Origin of the sequence: Pseudoalteromonas sp. Z9A5, from assembly GCF_011378875.1 — a bacterium.
Lineage (GTDB): Bacteria > Pseudomonadota > Gammaproteobacteria > Enterobacterales > Alteromonadaceae > Pseudoalteromonas.
Genome location: NZ_WTLC01000034.1, coordinates 1 through 17148 on the forward strand (window position 1 = coordinate 1; position 17148 = coordinate 17148).

Annotated in this window: 17 protein-coding genes; 7 read left to right on the top strand and 10 right to left on the bottom strand. The window is 39.5% G+C overall.

Going from position 1 to position 17148, the window contains the following annotated elements; translation table 11 throughout:
• Positions 1–30 precede the first annotated feature (30 nt).
• Complete coding sequence (locus tag GQR56_RS15810; protein WP_166113199.1) at positions 31–489, bottom strand: group II truncated hemoglobin; 459 nt, start codon at positions 487–489, stop codon at positions 31–33.
• Between the two features lie 279 nt (positions 490–768).
• Here GQR56_RS15810 and GQR56_RS15815 point away from each other — a divergent pair, with 279 nt between their 5' ends.
• Entirely contained in the window at positions 769–966 is a 198-nt protein-coding gene (locus tag GQR56_RS15815) for a CsbD family protein (RefSeq protein WP_007581220.1), read from the top strand.
• A gap of 68 nt (positions 967–1034) precedes the next feature.
• On the opposite strand, the gene GQR56_RS15820 is transcribed toward GQR56_RS15815, so the two are convergent.
• Both GQR56_RS15820 and GQR56_RS15825 read right to left on the bottom strand, forming a co-directional pair.
• Positions 1035–3296 (bottom strand): molybdopterin cofactor-binding domain-containing protein, encoded by a 2262-nt coding sequence (locus GQR56_RS15820; RefSeq protein ID WP_166113202.1) that lies wholly within the window; start codon positions 3294–3296, stop codon positions 1035–1037.
• The gene (locus GQR56_RS15825) at positions 3293–3790 is read right to left on the bottom strand and encodes a (2Fe-2S)-binding protein (RefSeq protein ID WP_166113205.1); all 498 of its coding nucleotides are present in this window, start codon (positions 3788–3790) and stop codon (positions 3293–3295) included. Before GQR56_RS15825 ends, GQR56_RS15820 begins: the two co-directional genes overlap by 4 nt.
• Before the next feature lie 442 nt (positions 3791–4232).
• On the opposite strand from GQR56_RS15825, the gene GQR56_RS15830 reads away from it, so the two are divergent.
• The gene (locus tag GQR56_RS15830) at positions 4233–4430 is read left to right on the top strand and encodes a hypothetical protein (protein ID WP_024610635.1); all 198 of its coding nucleotides are present in this window, start codon (positions 4233–4235) and stop codon (positions 4428–4430) included.
• A gap of 87 nt (positions 4431–4517) precedes the next feature.
• On the opposite strand, the gene GQR56_RS15835 is transcribed toward GQR56_RS15830, so the two are convergent.
• The 3 genes from GQR56_RS15835 to GQR56_RS15845 form a co-directional block, all read right to left on the bottom strand.
• A complete protein-coding gene (locus tag GQR56_RS15835; protein ID WP_166113208.1) occupies positions 4518–4967 on the bottom strand; it encodes a hypothetical protein in 450 nt (149 codons plus the stop codon).
• Positions 4968–5289: 322 nt separating this feature from the next.
• A complete protein-coding gene (locus GQR56_RS15840) occupies positions 5290–5772 on the bottom strand; it encodes a hypothetical protein (protein WP_166113211.1) in 483 nt (160 codons plus the stop codon).
• A 198-nt stretch (positions 5773–5970) separates the two neighbouring features.
• Positions 5971–6738, bottom strand: coding sequence for a hypothetical protein (locus tag GQR56_RS15845; protein ID WP_166113214.1), 768 nt, complete (start codon positions 6736–6738; stop codon positions 5971–5973).
• 181 nt (positions 6739–6919) lie between these two features.
• On the opposite strand from GQR56_RS15845, the gene GQR56_RS15850 reads away from it, so the two are divergent.
• The gene (locus GQR56_RS15850; RefSeq protein ID WP_166113217.1) at positions 6920–7471 is read left to right on the top strand and encodes a hypothetical protein; all 552 of its coding nucleotides are present in this window, start codon (positions 6920–6922) and stop codon (positions 7469–7471) included.
• An 89-nt stretch (positions 7472–7560) separates the two neighbouring features.
• Here the strand turns inward: GQR56_RS15850 and metH are convergent, their stop codons facing one another.
• The 4 genes from metH to GQR56_RS15870 all read right to left on the bottom strand — a co-directional run bounded on the left by metH (position 7561) and on the right by GQR56_RS15870 (position 13080).
• On the bottom strand, positions 7561–10191 hold the full coding sequence (gene metH, locus GQR56_RS15855) for a methionine synthase (RefSeq protein WP_166113220.1): 2631 nt from the start codon (positions 10189–10191) through the stop codon (positions 7561–7563).
• A 9-nt stretch (positions 10192–10200) separates the two neighbouring features.
• Entirely contained in the window at positions 10201–11274 is a 1074-nt protein-coding gene (locus GQR56_RS15860) for a homocysteine S-methyltransferase family protein (protein ID WP_101163016.1), read from the bottom strand.
• Positions 11264–12211, bottom strand: coding sequence for a homoserine O-succinyltransferase (gene metA / locus GQR56_RS15865; RefSeq protein WP_010555178.1), 948 nt, complete (start codon positions 12209–12211; stop codon positions 11264–11266). Before metA ends, GQR56_RS15860 begins: the two co-directional genes overlap by 11 nt.
• Positions 12212–12426: 215 nt before the next feature.
• Entirely contained in the window at positions 12427–13080 is a 654-nt protein-coding gene (locus GQR56_RS15870; RefSeq protein ID WP_166113223.1) for a porin family protein, read from the bottom strand.
• Between the two features lie 340 nt (positions 13081–13420).
• Between GQR56_RS15870 and ettA the strand changes: the two genes are divergently transcribed.
• The 4 genes from ettA (at position 13421) to GQR56_RS15890 (ending at position 17147) form a co-directional block, all read left to right on the top strand.
• On the top strand, positions 13421–15094 hold the full coding sequence (ettA, locus tag GQR56_RS15875; protein WP_024610671.1) for an energy-dependent translational throttle protein EttA: 1674 nt from the start codon (positions 13421–13423) through the stop codon (positions 15092–15094).
• A 156-nt stretch (positions 15095–15250) separates the two neighbouring features.
• Positions 15251–15619, top strand: a complete 369-nt coding sequence (locus tag GQR56_RS15880; RefSeq protein ID WP_024593523.1) for a PilZ domain-containing protein — start codon at positions 15251–15253, stop codon at positions 15617–15619.
• A 53-nt stretch (positions 15620–15672) separates the two neighbouring features.
• The gene (locus tag GQR56_RS15885; protein WP_166113226.1) at positions 15673–16581 is read left to right on the top strand and encodes a histone deacetylase; all 909 of its coding nucleotides are present in this window, start codon (positions 15673–15675) and stop codon (positions 16579–16581) included.
• A 62-nt stretch (positions 16582–16643) separates the two neighbouring features.
• Positions 16644–17147 (top strand): TlpA disulfide reductase family protein, encoded by a 504-nt coding sequence (locus tag GQR56_RS15890; protein WP_024610672.1) that lies wholly within the window; start codon positions 16644–16646, stop codon positions 17145–17147.
• The last annotated feature ends 1 nt before the right edge of the window (position 17148 follow it).

Genomic DNA, 17148 nt, shown 5'->3' on the forward strand with positions numbered 1-17148 from the left:
ATTATCATTCCATGCTCGCTTTAGCATTTACTATGATGTGGCTACCAATGTGGGCTGATTAATATATATACTACAAAGATCAACAGCCCCTAATCTAATTCGCTCTGCAGGCACTCGTAATTGCTGCATTAAGTAAATTTTAAATGGTGCTTCGTAAGGTTGCTCATCAACCGCTTTTTGCATGCACAAAAGCCATGCATCACTTTGCTCAATTCCTACATGTAAATGTTTATGCGCTTGAGGTATGTTAATACTACCAAAATGTTCAGCGTATAATTTAGGACCACCTAACCAGCCCGACAAAAAATAAGTGAGCTTTTTACGCGATGCCGATAAGTCTTTTGAATGCATACTCCTTATATTTTCAGCCTCTTTTAAAGCGTCCATATTATCGTAAAACGCATTCACCAATTGTGTAATACCTGCTAACTCACCTGCCATTTTGTACGAGCAGTCATCCACTCCGTATTCACACGTTTTTGTATTCATAACTCACTCAGGTTAACTACTTTATTTAATACCTGCATATTAGCTTAAAACAAAAGTTTAAGAATGAGTTACATCAAAGCGGCGTAACTTAGGTAAGCAATAATTACAGGCTGCTATGTATATTTTTTAATAAAAACGCAGTATTGAAAACAAATAAACTCAATCTAAAAGTATAACCAGTTGATAATAAAAGCAATAAATTAATTATTATCTCTTGGTATAAGGCTTGCTACTTTATAACTGACAGTTAATTCACTAACCTAAAGTAAGGATAAACTTATGAACAGCGATCGTATCGAAGGTAATTGGAAAGAACTTAAAGGTAAGGCTCAACAAAAATGGGGCGATCTTACCAACGACGATTTAGATAAAATTGAAGGTAGCCGTACAGAGCTAGTTGGTAAAATCCAGCAGCAATACGGTAAATCTAAAGAAGAAGCAGAGCGTGAAGTTGATGAGTTTGAAAAAGGTCGTTAAACCGCGTTAACCGCTTTTAAAAAAACCGCCATTTGGCGGTTTTTTTGTTTAAGCTGTAGGTTATTTAGCTACGCTTTTAATTGGTTACCAATCGGTAACTGCCTAATACGCTTTCCGCACGCTGCAAAAATAGCATTACATAATGCTGGCGCATAAACCGGTGTAGATGGCTCGCCTACCCCTGCTGGTGGTGCATCGCTTTGTACAATTTCAACTTCAATCTCAAGAGGTGCGTCGCTCATACGCGGTACGCGATAATCATGAAAATTACTTTGCTGTACGCGCCCTTTATCAAAGGTAATACCATCGCTGATTGCAGTTGTAATACCGTAAATAGAGCCACCTTGGGTTTGGTTTTTAACAGTGTCGGTGTTTACAACCGTACCCGCATCAATGGCAACCCAAGATTTAATTACTTTTAAATCGCCAGCATCCGACACTTCTACTTCAACTACCGTAGCTACGTAAGTTAAAAAGCTTCTATGTGCTGCTATGCCTAAACCTCGACCTTTAGGAAGTTCTCGACCCCATTTACTCATGTCAGCTACTTTTTCAATAACATGGCGCAGTCTGCCAATATCTAAAGGATAAACCGCTTTATCGCCACCATAATTATCGTATGTGGCATTTTGCTCAGTTACATCAACAATACGACTCGGACCTATAGTGTCTAGTAAATAGTCTTTTTGGTCGCGACCGGCTTTGTGCGCTGCTTCGCCAATAAATGACTGAATAGCAAAGGCATGAAAAATATTTGATACAGAACGCATCCAACCAATTCGTGCTTTGGCAGGCGCATCACCGTTTTCTAACTTCATGTTAGGTGTGTTAATAGGGTTATCGGTAAATCCTAAGCGCAGTTCAAAGCTTCCTGGCGTAGTCGCCCCTTCTGAAAAGGTAGAGGTAATTGGTGAAAACGCGGTGCGGTGTAAATACGATTCTATTGCGCCATTTTTATCTAGCGATGCTTCAATGTGCTGAGCCGAAACTGCATGGTAAAAACCATGTTGTATGTCGTCTTCACGCGTCCATTGCACACGAATAGGCTTGCCTACTTTCATTGAAAGGTAAGCTGCTTCTGCTGAAAAGTCAGGTTTTGATTTACGCCCAAAACCGCCTCCTAACATGGTAACGTTAACGTTAATTTTTCTCTCATCCATGCCAAGCATTGCCGCCACTGTTTTCATATCGGCTTGTGGATTTTGCGTAGCAGCCCATATATCAACACTGTCTTTGTTGTACATAGCTGTTGCACAAGGCGGCTCCATTGGGGCTTGAGCAAGATGCGGCGCGTAATAATCAGCTACCAATTTATTGCTCGATTTAGCCAACACGCCCATGGCATCGCCTTTATCACGTATGTTTGCCTGTGGAGTTTGTACTGTTTTTAATAATGACTTTTTAAATTCTTCTGAATTGTAATCGCCATTTTTGCCATCATCCCACACGACTTTTAATGCTTTACGCCCTTGCCATGCAGCCCATGTATTTTTAGCTATAATCGCAATTCCGCCTTTTGGCTGAAACTGCGGCGCGCCTTTTGGTGCAGGAATTTCAATAACATCTATAACTCCGTTTATCGCTTTTGTAGCACTGGCATCAAATGACTTAACAACACCGCCTACTACAGGTGGGCGTTCAATTATAGCCACCAGCGCTTGTGGTTCGCGTACATCAGCTGCAAATATAGCTTTGCCTGTTACTAAATCGGCTAAATCTATGTGCGCCATGCCGGTATTAATGTAGCGCCATTCTTTGCGTGTTTTAAGTGTTAGTTTGTCAGCTTCTGGTGGCGTTATTGTAAATGCTAAGTCGATTAAATCTTTATAAGTAAGCGATTTACCTGAGCTGTGAGTAACAACGTGCTGGACTGCGGTACATGTTTCTGGTTTTACACCCCAATGCTTAGCGGCAGCATGCTGCATCATGTAACGCACACTTGCGCCCATTTCACGCAGGCGCTGCATGTTGTAGCGAATACTGCGCGAGCCATCGGTATTTTGATCGCCGTATTTAGGATCGCCCTTACCCTGAATAACGATTACCTTATCCCACGCGGCTTCCATTTCATCGGCAACTATTTGTGCAATCGCGGTGCGAATTTGCTGCCCCATTTCAGAGCGATGGCACGTTATTTCAACCATGCCGTCTGGGCGCAGTGCAATAAATAAGTTTGCACGTTTTGCCAGCTCAGATGGCTGCTCTAACACACCAGCAATCGCTCTTGGCGCACTGCCTACAAAATAAGTACCGAGTACCAACGCACCTATTGCACTGGTTTTTAAAAACTTACGGCGGTTTAAATCAAAATATTTGTTATCTTGGCTCATACTTCTTCCCCTTGTTCATTTGGGTCAAAATACTGAACACTCGCCATTGTTTTAGCAGCCGACTTAATTGCTTTATGAATACGCGGGTATGTACCACAACGGCAAATATTACCCGACATATTACTTACTATTTCATCGTCGGTTGGGGTTGGGTTTGCTGCTAATAAACTCGCAGCTTGCATCATTTGACCACACTGACAAAAACCACATTGCGGCACTTTATGCTCAACCCATGCTTGTTGCACTGGGTGGTCGCCATCTTCGCTTAACCCTTCAATTGTAGTAATTGAAAGACCCGCTACTGCCGCTACAGGTAATATACACGAGCGTTGAGCTACCCCATCAATATGCACGGTACACGCACCACACTGTGCCATGCCACAGCCAAATTTAGGTCCGGTTAAATTCAATTCGTCTCGGAGATACCATAATACTGGCGTTGACGGATCGCCAGAAAACTCATGTTTATTACCATTTATGGTAAGCGTGATCATACAAAACTCCTTGGCAAAGCGCTTTAAAAAACGGTTCCTTGTTGCGCGAGAACTATTTTTAATTACTTACTATTTTATACTTACTACTTTTAGCCTACCACTTAGATCTGTTTTATAAAAATACTAATTATTAGAACGTTTAAATTTTCACCTTATTGAATAAAAACAAAAAATCGAGTACTACCTAAAACAAAGCATGAAATAGCTCTATCTAAACACGTTATTACATTAAAGTGATCAAACTCATGCCAGTAATAATTGCAGCCTGTTATGTATATTTTTTAATAAAAGCTCAGCCTCAAAATTAGCCCACACAACATAAATTACGCAACCCTATAATATTTATTAAATTAGTGAATAAATGACTTTTTGGTACAGGGCTTGCTACTTTATATGTGTAGGTTTATTTCAACCTAAAAGATCCAATAATTAGGAGTCACTCATGAGCAGCGATCGTATCGAAGGTAATTTAAAAGAGCTTAAAGATAGAGCCCAGCAAAAATGGGACAAACTAACGAGCGATGATTTAGATGAAGTAAAAGATAACCGCAAAGAACTTGTTGCTAAAATTCAGCAAAGGTACGATAAAACCAAGCTAGAGGCAGAAACCGAAGTAAATGATTTTGAAAAAGGTCATTAGTTAAATGCATTTTACACTTTTATAAATCATGAACCGCCAATGTTGGCGGTTTTATATTGCGTATTACATAGTAACAACGGTTTAAATTTATATATAAGATAGTTCTACATCTATTTTTACTACGTTATTTTTAGTAGCCCATTGGAATGCAGGACTGTTTTCAATAAAAGCTTTAAAACTATTAACTTCATTTAACGCAGAACACCACTTACTCGTTGTTGAAAGCGCAAGCGCAAACGCAGTCTCACTTGGCAAAAACTTAAAGGTCGTACTAAGTTGCTGCATGGCATCTGTTGCGTCATCTACGTCTTCTAAATCAGGGATTATTTGGCGTGTAATATCAACTATAAAATAGTCTTTACTTAAACTATCTCGCCCACACTGAAAAAGAAGCATATCGCCATCATTCTCCATCACCGTGTTTTCAATACGATCGCCCTCGTATAAATCAATAACAAGGTTTATTAGCTGCTCAGTATCGTTATTTTTATAAAATTCAGAGTTTTCAATTTTAAATTTTATGTCTTCTATTTTCATAACAGACCTTAATACATAATAATTTGGTGGGTTAAATAATATTTAATTTTAGTTATTAGTTTACACTTTGAAGTTTTCTAATTTTATAAGTTGCGATAGAACATACTAGCGCTGCATTTACAGAATCACTAAATGCATAAATAATGAGGGAAATAACATAGTAATATCTTTATTTAAAAGCGGGTTACCGGCTTTTTACCATAAATAAAAAACCGCTGTTTGGCGGTTTAGTTTATTTAGGTCGTTTTACTGTAGTGTAAATTAATATTTAACTACTTAGCTAAAAAGCTAAAAAGCTAAAAAGCTAAATTTAAGCATAACGTTACGCTTGAGGCCATGCAGCGGTTCTATATTTTTCAAGCCCTGGCCAAGTATCCATATTTTGAGGATCGTTAATTTTAAAACCACTGTTAGCACCAAATTCTTCGCGAGTTTCATCTAAAAGTAAACTACTCCACAAAAACGTTCTATTGGATTCACCTAAACAATTATGACGAAAAACTGAAATATGAGTAACTACCTCTGATTCACTCATAACGTTTAAAACCTTATTCGCCATATTTAGAAGTTCTTCATGTTCAGAATAAAGCATAATAAAATATAAATTATCTGTCGCTTTAACATTTCTTTTATATTTAATATCATCAGGTTCAATTTCAGAATCGATAGCCGTATCAATAGCACTAATAAATGGCGTAATATCTTTCTCTGCGCTTATAAGAATAAAACATGGATCATCGTAACCACCCACCGTATTAAGTTGTTCTTGAATTAAAGGAGGTATACTTTTTAAAGATTTGCTCATTATTTACTGCCTATTACTACTTATTATTAAAATATATCGAGAGCCTGTATTTACTCATTTAAAAGTTATATCTATCGATATACAGCCTCTAGCCGAGTATTAATTTTGGGGCAATAAGCCTGAACAGAGTCTGTATTTTTGATTTTATTTATATTTAGCCTTATATAATGACTCGTTTTTATTAGCTTGATCATAATTTTATGTATCTGTACCTACAGCACTTATTACATCTTCAGATAAAAGCAGTTCATCGTCTTTGTATACTTCAAGCCAACCTGGCGGTGATGTATCGCAACCAATAATAGTTACCTGTAACACATAACTATAACGACCATTTTTAAACGTATAACTGTGATTTCCGCCACTGCCACTAAACTTTATATCGCCATTTAATAAAACCACATCGGGCTTATCGCTAGGCTTTTTATTAATACTCCACGATGTATACCTAAAATCATGATCGCCTAAATCATCAACACGAATATGGTATTTAGCTGTTTTCCAATCGAGTACTGGTTTTTCAAAAGTATTAATACTTGAATGCAAAGATTGCTTATCGTCTTCAATTAAGCTTTTAGCAAGTGCCTGCTCTTTAGTATTTTGTGTATTTACAGCAATAATTTTACCTTCGGTATCTACCCACATAACGCCGTTATTTAGCATAATGCCGCGCCAACCTACTTTCTCCCAATCAGTATCAATGTTTGAACTGGCAATAACTGTCACTAGCTCATCATTAAATACTTCATCAAAGCGGTTAATAAGCTCAACCTCATCTTTAATGTCAGGTATCGGGTATCGTCGTTTTAGCGGGTAACGTACAAGCGAGGCAATTGCGGCTTTATCATGAGCTTCAAATGCAGTAATAACAGGTGAAACACTCTCGTGATATTTCTGCTCAAGCGCAAATGTGTTCGCGGTTAAAAATAGAGATAAACATAATGCGGTGTAACTTAAAAACTTCATTTATAGTCCTTTATTTAAAATAACTTATGAATAATACATTTAAATTGAATACTGTAATTTGACTTTAACGGGTCGCGAATGCAAATATAACTAATAACATACAACAAAATGTATAAAACTCAGCCAATCTTGTACATACCAAATTGAGGTACACCTTAAACAGGTGATTAAAGGGAATTTAATGAAACCTGAAAAATTAACGTTAAGTGAAAATATAAAACATATCTTTTTATTTGCTCTGTCTTTTGTGTTCACCATAGCTTTGCCCTTTACATCATACCGTGAAGTGATATTAGTCTTAGAGGCGTTAAATAAGCACCAGCTAGTTTTTAATGAGAAGAGCATTGCTGCGATCTTTATTTTATATACTCCAGCATCTGTAATGCTCACTCGATTACTATTATTAAAAGTAAGAAATATTGAAATAGAGCCTGAGCTTATAATTAAATTGTTAAAGGTCTGTGTAGCTACTATAATTTTGATATTATTTTTAGTTCCTACTTATACTTACTTTATTGAAAGTAAAATTAAAAGTGAAGGTTACACTATTTGTAATTCGTACACTGGTGGCTCTAGGGGATCAGATGTATGGGTTACCTCCCAAAGCTACTGCATTAAAAAAGGTTATAGAGTCAGCTCAAAAATAATAGATTGGTTACAACAACAAACTAATGAGCCAACACCAGAAGATGTCATAAAAAAAGTAGATGAACTACTCGCGAATAGTCCTTAAAATAATCCCTAATGACTTTTTAAAACGCACAAAAAAACGAGCCTAATTAGGCTCGTTTTTGTTTTAACTTATAGCTTACCGCTTCGCTATTACTCCGGATCATACCCCAAATTAGGCGATAACCATCTTTCAGCTTCTGCTAGCGTCATATTGGTTCGTTTAGCGTAGTCTTCTACTTGATCTTTTTGTACTGCGGCTACGGCGTAGTATTTAGCTTCGGGGTGTGAGAAGTACCAACCTGAAACAGCAGCACCTGGCCACATGGCGTATGAGCTGGTTAGCTGCATGCCAATGCGTTTTTCGGTATCGAGCAATTGCCAAATTTTCTTTTTCTCGGTGTGCTCTGGGCACGCAGGGTAACCTGGCGCTGGGCGAATACCTTGGTAGTTTTCGCGTATTAGCTCATCGTTTGCTAGGTTTTCGTCTGGTGCAAAACCCCAATACTCTTTACGTACTTTTTCGTGTAAGTATTCTGCAAACGCTTCTGCGAGCCTGTCAGCAACCGCTTTAATCATTATTTTATTGTAGTCGTCTTGCTGTGCGTCAAACGCATTTGCTAAGTCGTCTTCTTCTAAACCGCCCGTTACTGCAAACGCACCAAAATAGTCTGGTGTGCCTTTGGGTGCTATGTAGTCGGCTAGGCAGTAATTAGCAAAGTCGGTTTTTTCGGTTTGCTGACGTAAATGGCATGAGGTAGTTAACAGCTCTTTGCGTGTTTCGTCGGTGTATATTTCTATGTCGTCCCCAACGCGGTTTGCTGGGAATAAACCAATTACGCCAAGTGGTTGCAAACTGCCTGCTTTTTCAAGGTCGTCTAACATATCGTTAGCGTCTTTAAATAAGCTTTGCGCTTGCTCGCCTACTACTTCATCGGTCATTATGCGCGGGTATTTACCGGCGATTGACCACGTCATAAAGTATGGCGTCCAATCTATGTATTTACGTAAAGTGGCAATTGATACGTTTTTAAACTCGATCACGCCAAGCTTTTTAGGTACTGGTGGCGTGTAGTTATCCCAATCGAGTTGTGCTGCATTATCGCGTGCGCGCTGAATTGTAACAGGCTTAGAGCGTGGTTTTTTACGCGCTTGTTGCTCGCGTACTTTTACATATTCAGCTTGGGTTTTTTCTAAAAAACCAGGCTTATGCTCTTTTGATAATAAATTAGATACTACACCTACCGCACGGCTGGCATTACTTACATACACTACGCCTTTGTCATATTGCGGCTCAATTTTTACTGCGGTGTGCGCTTTAGAAGTAGTAGCTCCACCAATTAACAGCGGCAGTTCAAAGCCACGGCGTTTCATTTCTTTTGCTACGTGTACCATTTCGTCAAGCGATGGGGTAATTAAGCCCGATAATCCAATAATATCGGCTTTTTCGTCGATTGCGGTTTGTAATATTTTATCAGCCGGTACCATTACACCTAAGTCGATTACTTCATAGTTATTACATTGCAGTACAACACCCACAATATTTTTACCTATGTCGTGTACGTCACCTTTTACGGTCGCCATCACTATTTTACCGTTAGTTGAGCCTTCTTCTTTTTCAAGCTCAATGTATGGGTCTAGGTAGGCTACGGCTCGCTTCATTACGCGCGCCGATTTAACAACTTGTGGTAAAAACATTTTACCTGCGCCAAATAAGTCGCCTACTACGTTCATGCCGTCCATTAACGGCCCTTCAATTACGTGAATAGGTTTATCGGCAGCAGCGCGGCACTCTTCGGTATCTTCATCTATAAAAGTAGTAATACCTTTTACAAGCGCGTGCTCAAGGCGTTTTGCAACAGGCCATGTGCGCCACTCTAAATCTTCTACTCGCTCGGCTTGCGCCATACCCGAGTATTTTGGTGCAAGCTCTACTAAACGCTCGCCTGCACCTGGGTCTGCGTTAAGTATTACGTCTGTAACGGCTTTACGTAGTTCTTCTGGTATATCATCGTAAACGGCTAGTTGCCCCGCATTTACAATACCCATGTCCATACCAGCTTGAATAGCGTGATATAAAAACACCGAGTGAATGGCTTCACGTACGGGGTTATTACCCCTAAACGAAAACGATACATTTGATACACCGCCCGACACTTTACAGTGCGGCAAATTTTGTTTAATGCGGCGTGTGCCTTCAATAAATTCTACGGCGTAGTTATCGTGCTCTTCAATACCGGTGGCTACGGCAAATATATTAGGGTCGAATATAATATCTTCTGGCGCAAAGCCAATGTCTTCTACCAATATTTTATAACTGCGCGCACATATTGCGAACTTACGGTCTGCCGTGTCGGCTTGCCCGTCGGTATCAAACGCCATTACAACAGCGGCTGCACCAAAGCGTTTTATTATTTTAGCTTGGCGAATAAACGGTTCTTCACCCTCTTTTAGCGATATTGAGTTAACAATTGCCTTGCCTTGAATACACTTTAAGCCTGCTTCTATTACTTCCCATTTTGAGGAGTCGACCATAATTGGTACGCGAGAAATATCAGGCTCTGAGGCTATTAAGTTTAAAAACTTAACCATGGCGGCTTTTGAGTCCAACATGGCTTCGTCCATATTAATATCAATAACCTGTGCGCCATTTTCTACTTGTTCGCGTGCCACTGTTAGTGCAGCTTCAAAGTCTTCTTCCATGATTAAACGTTTAAACATGGCAGAACCCGTTACATTGGTACGTTCGCCGACATTAGTAAATACTGCTATTTGTTGGGTCATGCTGGCTCCTTAATTTAAGTTACAGGCTTCAAGGCCTGATAAACGCATGCGTACTTCAAGCTCTGGCAGTTGGCGTGGTTTAACGCCCGCTAAACCTTTTGCAAAAGCGCGAATATGCGCAGGCGTGGTGCCACAGCATCCGCCTACTATATTAATAAAGCCCGATTTACCCCAATCGATAATTTCGGTTGCCATATCGCCCGCTTCTAAGTCGTATTCACCAAACTCATTGGGTAAGCCCGCATTAGGGTGTACCGATGTAAAGGTTTCGCACACGCGCGATAACTCTTCTACATACTGGCGCAGTAAATCAGGACCAAGCGCACAGTTTAGACCAATAGAAATAGGCTTAATATGGCGAATAGAATTATAAAATGCTTCGGTTGTTTGCCCCGAAAGCGTACGGCCTGAGGCATCGGTAATAGTACCCGAAATCATAACTGGTAATTTACGCCCTGCTTGCTCAAAGGCTTCTTCAACGCCAAACGAGGCGGCTTTTGCGTTAAGGGTGTCGAATATAGTTTCGATTAGTATTAAATCGGCGCCGCCTTCCATTAATGCAAGTGTTGATTCAATATACGCAGTAACCAGCTTGTCAAAGGTGACATTTCGGTAACCCGGATCGTTTACGTCTGGCGAAATTGAACACGTTTTAGATGTCGGCCCTAAAACACCGGCTACATAACGCGGTTTTTCTGGCGTTTTAGCCGTAAATTCATCACAAATGGCGCGTGCTAATTTAGCCGACTCTAGGTTTATTTCACGGCTTAGGCTTGCCATGTCGTAATCTTCCATCGAAATAGTGGTCGAGTTAAACGTGTTGGTTTCGATAATATCGGCGCCCGCTGATAAAAAACCACGATGAATATCAGTGATTAAATTGGGCTTGGTTAGGCTTAATAAATCGTTATTGCCTTTAATTAATACATGCCAGTCTTTAAAACGCTCTCCGCGATAGTCTTCTTCTTCTAGCTTATGATCTTGGATCATGGTGCCCATAGCGCCATCTAAAATTAAAATGCGTTCTTTTAATGCGGCGCTTATTTCGGCTTGCTTATTATTTGTAGGAGCGTTATTCGGCATAGTTGTTAGTCCTCACGTCTTGGCTAACTAAATTAATATCATACGGTGTGGTTTGGTACACGTAGTAATTTAACCAGTTCGAAAAAAGTAAAAAAGCATGGCTTTGCCACGTTTTTGAAGGTTGTTTGGTTGCATCGTCATCCGGAAAATAATTTTCGGGTTTTGGTGCATTAGGGCTTTTTTTACAATCGCGGTCGTATTCTGCTTTTAGCGAGTCGGCGTCATACTCAGGGTGACCGGTTATAAACACTTGGCTACCCGATTTATTTTTAAGTAAGTAAGCCCCTACTCGCTCAGAACCTGCCAGTACAACTAGCTCATCGCAGGCGTTTATTTTATTTATATCAATGTGACCATAGCGTGAGTGCGGTACTAAAAAGGTGTCGTCGAACCCGCGAGTCAGTGCGCCGTGATCAAAGTAACATTGGTGGGTAAATACACCACACAGTTTGTCGTCTTTTAAATCACGCTTTAAATTGTAACGGTGATATAACGCTGCATGTGCTGCCCAGCACGAAAATAACGTAGAGGTAACATGTTGCTCAGCCCAATCAATAATGACCTTTAGCTCATCCCAATACGCTACATCGTCGTATTCTAAATGGGCAAGTGGCGCACCGGTTACAATTAACGCATCGTAATTGTTGTCTTTAACCTCAGAAAAATAACGATAAAAGGTATCAAGGTGCTCTTCAGAATTACTGCTACTGCGGTGAGTGTCGAGGCGCAGTAGTTCTACATTTACTTGCAAAGGCGAGTTGGCAAGCAAACGAATAAACTGAACTTCGGTTTCTACTTTATTAGGCATTAAGTTTAAAATAGCCAAACGCATTGGGCGTATTTCTTGCGTTTTTGCACGTGTTTTTGGCATTACAAATACGTTTTCTTGACGTAAACGTGCAATAGCCGGTAACTCGTCTTTTACTGTAATTGGCATATTTTTACTCCTGCTCATAAAAACCGAAAGTTAATTATGAACTGAAAGTAAAAAATATCAACCTCTAGATGTATAGATGTCTAAATGAAATTTATTCATTCTATTAAATTAGGATTTACCGAGATGATGTGTATGAGGAAAAACACCTTTATTATAAAACAACCAGCTTTAATATTTTGAACTAGCGCTACTAAAAACGAGTAGCGCATATGCAGTTAAAAACGGTAAATCACAGATAAATTAAGTGCGTAAATATCGCCTTGATCTGCATCAAAATATTGATACTCTGCACTTACTTGCCATTGTTGACTTAACATATAGTCAACTCCAGTTCCGTAAGTTACGCCGCCTTCATCATAGTTTTGCTCAGTTATAAGCGAAGTTTGTGAATCTGTACCAATTATTGATTCTGCCAGGTTTCTTAAGTCGCCTTCATTATAACTTAATTTATTTCTGCCATAGCCCCCAAATAAAAACACATCAGCTCGAGATGAAATTGGGTAATTAGCTTTTACAAATATACTTGTTTGCAAATCAAGGCTTGAATCAATTTGGCTCTGAATGGGTTCTGAGGTGAGCGAGCCGTCTTGTGGGTTTTGAGTAAAAACAACTCCATTTAAAGGTGCTAATTCATCATTTAATCCAAACCCTACACGCCCTTCTAATGCAAAGTATTGCGAAAACTGATAACCAAACCGTCCGTAAAGCGTTGTAAATTGTAAGCTATCACTTTCATGAACATCAATCTGTGTTGAGCCCATACCTACTCCATGGTAATAGCCGCTTACACGGAGCATGTCTGCGTGGCTCGAAAATGAATATAAACCTAAAAGTAACGCGCTTAATTTTATAACTGTTGTTGTTTTCATGTTCATTCCTTAAACGTAATTAATACTAGATGACTACTTATGATTTAAAACAAATTTTAGACTAAGTCTTAAAATTTGTTTCTTTTTTGTAACCTGTAAACATCTTGTCTCTTTTTTACTCAAATTGAAATATCTTCGAACAATATAAAACAATGCATTACATTATCTTACACATTACGGACTTTGTAATAACCGCATTTTAATGAGCTTTTAATAAGCTATAAACGCATCCATTACCAACACAAGTGTATAGTTCTATACAGCATTCGTTGACTGTTTCACCCGTCAGCCACTACAATACAACATTGAAATTTTTATTATTATTTGAAGGCTTTCCTCCATGGTTTTACCTGATAAATTTATATTCTCGATGAGTCGAGTATCTAAGGTTGTGCCACCTAAGCGCACTATCTTAAAAGATATTTCGTTACACTTTTTTCCTGGCGCTAAAATTGGTGTGCTTGGTTTAAACGGTTCTGGTAAATCTACGTTACTACGTATTATGGCCGGTGTTGACCAAGATTTTGAAGGTGATGCACATCCTCAGCCTGGTACAAAAATTGGTTATTTACCGCAAGAGCCTGTTTTAGACGAAAGCAAAACAGTTCGTGAAATTGTTGAAGAAGCTGTTGGCGAAGTTAAACACGCACTTAAACGCCTTGACGAAGTGTATAACGAATACGCCATGGAAGACGCTGACTTTGACGCACTTGCAAAAGAGCAAGGCGAGCTTGAAGCTGTTATCCAGGCACACGATGGTCACAACATTGATAACGTTTTAGAGCGTGCAGCTGATGCACTTCGCCTGCCAGAATGGGATGCTAAAATTGAGCACCTTTCAGGTGGTGAGCGTCGTCGTGTTGCTATATGTCGATTATTGCTTGAAAAACCAGACATGCTTATTCTCGATGAACCAACTAACCACTTGGATGCTGAGTCGGTTGCATGGCTTGAGCGCTTCTTACACGATTACGAAGGCACTGTTGTGGCGGTAACGCATGACCGTTACTTCCTTGATAATGTAGCTGGTTGGATATTAGAGCTCGACCGTGGTGAAGGTATTCCATGGGAAGGTAACTACTCTTCTTGGCTTGAACAAAAAGATGCGCGCTTACAGCAAGAACAAAAATCTGAAAAGGCACGTCAAAAATCAATTGCGCAAGAACTTGAATGGGTTCGTTCAAACCCTAAAGGTCGTCAAGCTAAGTCAAAAGCACGTATGGCTCAGTTTACTGAAATGCAGCAGTCTGATTACCAAAAACGTAACGAAACTAACGAGATGTTTATTCCACCTGGTCCGCGTTTAGGCGACCAAGTACTTGAAGTAACTAATCTTCGTAAGAGTTTTGGCGATCGCGTTTTAATTGACGATTTAAGTTTTAGCATGCCAAAAGGTGCCATTGTGGGCATTATTGGTGCGAATGGCGCGGGTAAATCAACGCTGTTTAAAATGATCAGTGGTGAGCAAAAGCAAGACAGCGGTAGCATTACTATTGGCGAAAGCGTACACATTGCTACCGTTGATCAGTTCCGCGACGGTATGGACGAAAGCAAAACTGTTTTCCAAGAAATATCAGACGGTCAAGACGTACTGAAAATTGGTAACTTTGAGTTCCAAAGCCGTGCGTATGTAAGTCGCTTTAACTTTAAAGGTAACGATCAGCAAAAGTTTGTTAAAGACCTATCAGGTGGTGAGCGTAACCGTTTACACCTTGCTAAGTTATTAAAAGCTGGCGGTAATGTGTTACTACTCGATGAGCCAACCAATGACTTGGACGTTGAAACACTACGCGCACTAGAAAACGCTATTTTAGAGTTCCCTGGTTGTGTAATGTGTATCTCGCATGACCGTTGGTTCCTTGACCGTATTGCTACGCACATTTTAGATTACCGCGACGAAGGTCAAATTAACTTTTTTGATGGTAACTATACTGAATACGAAGAGTGGCTTAAAAAGACACTTGGTGCAGCAGCAACTGAACCTAAACGTATTAAGTACAAAAAAATTGGTTAATATTTACCGTAATTAATTTATTACAGTAATACTAAGCCCTGCATTTATGCGGGGCTTTTTTATGCCACCAGCATTACAGGAGCATATCCTGCTAGCATGTAGAGAATTACCCGCTATGCTTAATTTATTATAAAAACAGTAAGGCTAAATTAGGTTATGCAAAATCGTCGTCAGTTTTCTCGTGTTTTATTTTCAACCGATGCACAAGTAATTTTTAATGATCACCAATACCCATGTAAATTACTTGATGTATCTTTGCATGGCGCATTAATCACTAAATGCGATGCTTTTATAAGTAACACTAATTCTAATGCAATACTGCGTTTTATACTTCCTCAAAGCGAAATAGAAATAAAAATGGAGGTTGTGGTGTGCCATATAGAAGCCGATCATATTGGTTTAAAATGCCACCATATTGATATAGACAGCATTACTTATTTAAAGCGTTTAATAGAGCTAAACTTAGCTGATGACGAACTATTACATCGCGAACTCGCTATGTTGATTCACGACACACAAGAATAGACTCATTTGGATTAGTTGATTACCATGGTGCAAACTTTTCAACTTGTGTAAACATGACTTTAAATCCACATTTACCTTTGGTGTATCACCCTAACTACTCGTTTAATTTCGATCCAAAGCATCGTTTTGCAATGAGTAAGTTTGCACATTTATATCAGCATGTAGCAGAGCTGGGCTTGATTGGCGATAACCTGGTTGAGCCAATATTAGGCACGCCAGAGCCACTTGAGCTAATACACTGCGAAAATTACATACACGATTTGTGGAATAACCGCTTAGATGAAAAAGCAATGCGCCGCATTGGTTTACCTTGGTCAAAAGAGCTTATGGCACGTACCTTTACAGCTCCTCAAGGTACGTTACAAACAGCTCGTTTAGCACTTAAACATGGTATAGCGTGCCACTTAGCCGGTGGTACACACCATGCGCATACCGATTTTGGCTCAGGCTACTGCATGGTTAACGATTTAGCCTTTACCACGCAAACTTTAATTGAATCGGGTGAAGTAACTAACGTACTTATTTTTGATTTAGACGTGCACCAAGGTGATGGCACAGCCGCAATGTTAGAGCATCAAGCATACGCTTATACTTGTTCTATTCATTGTGAAAAAAACTTCCCTTTTAGAAAATCCGCTAGCGATTTAGATATTGGCTTAGCCGATAATATGAAAGACGACGAATACCTTGCCATAGTTGACGACACCTTGAGTTATTTACTTAAAGAGCTAAACCCAAGCTTGGTACTTTACGATGCTGGCGTTGATATTTGGCAAGGCGATGGCTTGGGTAAATTAGATATTAGCTGGGATGGCATAGTTAAGCGCGACCATTTAGTGCTAAAACGCTGCCTTGAACACAACACACCCGTTGCCACAGTAATAGGTGGTGGCTACGATAAAGACCACCTTCGGCTCGCTAAACGCCACGCTATTGTTGTTGAGCAAGCAGCTCGCTTTTAGTTTGAAATAAAAATGTTAAATTCTCGTTCTTATTTAATATGTAAAATAAGAACGAACATATTATGAAGCAACTATTTATTGCCATCGCACTAATTTTTATAAGCTTTACAAGCTATTCGCAAGAAGAAAGTACGCAAGAAACATACCCTAAGCTGCCTACATTAAATTTACAAATGGCTGATGGGTCTGCACTCAATACTCAAGATTTATTAGGTCAACCTTACGTTTTACACTTTTGGGCAACGTGGTGTCCGTACTGTAAAAAGCTTCAGCCAGCACTTCAAAAAATTGATGATATGGGCTTAAAAGTTATTGCCGTGAGCTTTAAAGAAGATGACGATGCTACTCCCGCTAAAGCGCTTAGCGACAGAGGCTATACTTTTAAAACAGCCGTAAAAGCCGATGCAATAGCACAGCAATTAGGTATACGAGGCACACCTACTACATTGTTTGTAAATAAAGAAGGCAATGTAATTTGGCTGACTAATACGTCAAATCCAGAGGACGCAAACCTACATTTAAAGGCACGAACATTGTTGCACTCCATCGACATGGCAACTGAGTAAC

Bases quoted from the DNA above. Each gene is read 5' to 3' on its own strand.
- GQR56_RS15810 (WP_166113199.1), bottom strand. From the start codon at position 489: ATGAATACAAAAACGTGTGAATACGGAGTGGATGACTGCTCGTACAAA.
- GQR56_RS15815 (WP_007581220.1), top strand. From the start codon at position 769: ATGAACAGCGATCGTATCGAAGGTAATTGGAAAGAACTTAAAGGTAAG.
- GQR56_RS15820 (WP_166113202.1), bottom strand. From the start codon at position 3,296: ATGAGCCAAGATAACAAATATTTTGATTTAAACCGCCGTAAGTTTTTA.
- GQR56_RS15825 (WP_166113205.1), bottom strand. From the start codon at position 3,790: ATGATCACGCTTACCATAAATGGTAATAAACATGAGTTTTCTGGCGAT.
- GQR56_RS15830 (WP_024610635.1), top strand. From the start codon at position 4,233: ATGAGCAGCGATCGTATCGAAGGTAATTTAAAAGAGCTTAAAGATAGA.
- GQR56_RS15835 (WP_166113208.1), bottom strand. From the start codon at position 4,967: ATGAAAATAGAAGACATAAAATTTAAAATTGAAAACTCTGAATTTTAT.
- GQR56_RS15840 (WP_166113211.1), bottom strand. From the start codon at position 5,772: ATGAGCAAATCTTTAAAAAGTATACCTCCTTTAATTCAAGAACAACTT.
- GQR56_RS15845 (WP_166113214.1), bottom strand. From the start codon at position 6,738: ATGAAGTTTTTAAGTTACACCGCATTATGTTTATCTCTATTTTTAACC.
- GQR56_RS15850 (WP_166113217.1), top strand. From the start codon at position 6,920: ATGAAACCTGAAAAATTAACGTTAAGTGAAAATATAAAACATATCTTT.
- metH (WP_166113220.1), bottom strand. From the start codon at position 10,191: ATGACCCAACAAATAGCAGTATTTACTAATGTCGGCGAACGTACCAAT.
- GQR56_RS15860 (WP_101163016.1), bottom strand. From the start codon at position 11,274: ATGCCGAATAACGCTCCTACAAATAATAAGCAAGCCGAAATAAGCGCC.
- metA (WP_010555178.1), bottom strand. From the start codon at position 12,211: ATGCCAATTACAGTAAAAGACGAGTTACCGGCTATTGCACGTTTACGT.
- GQR56_RS15870 (WP_166113223.1), bottom strand. From the start codon at position 13,080: ATGAAAACAACAACAGTTATAAAATTAAGCGCGTTACTTTTAGGTTTA.
- ettA (WP_024610671.1), top strand. From the start codon at position 13,421: ATGGTTTTACCTGATAAATTTATATTCTCGATGAGTCGAGTATCTAAG.
- GQR56_RS15880 (WP_024593523.1), top strand. From the start codon at position 15,251: ATGCAAAATCGTCGTCAGTTTTCTCGTGTTTTATTTTCAACCGATGCA.
- GQR56_RS15885 (WP_166113226.1), top strand. From the start codon at position 15,673: ATGACTTTAAATCCACATTTACCTTTGGTGTATCACCCTAACTACTCG.
- GQR56_RS15890 (WP_024610672.1), top strand. From the start codon at position 16,644: ATGAAGCAACTATTTATTGCCATCGCACTAATTTTTATAAGCTTTACA.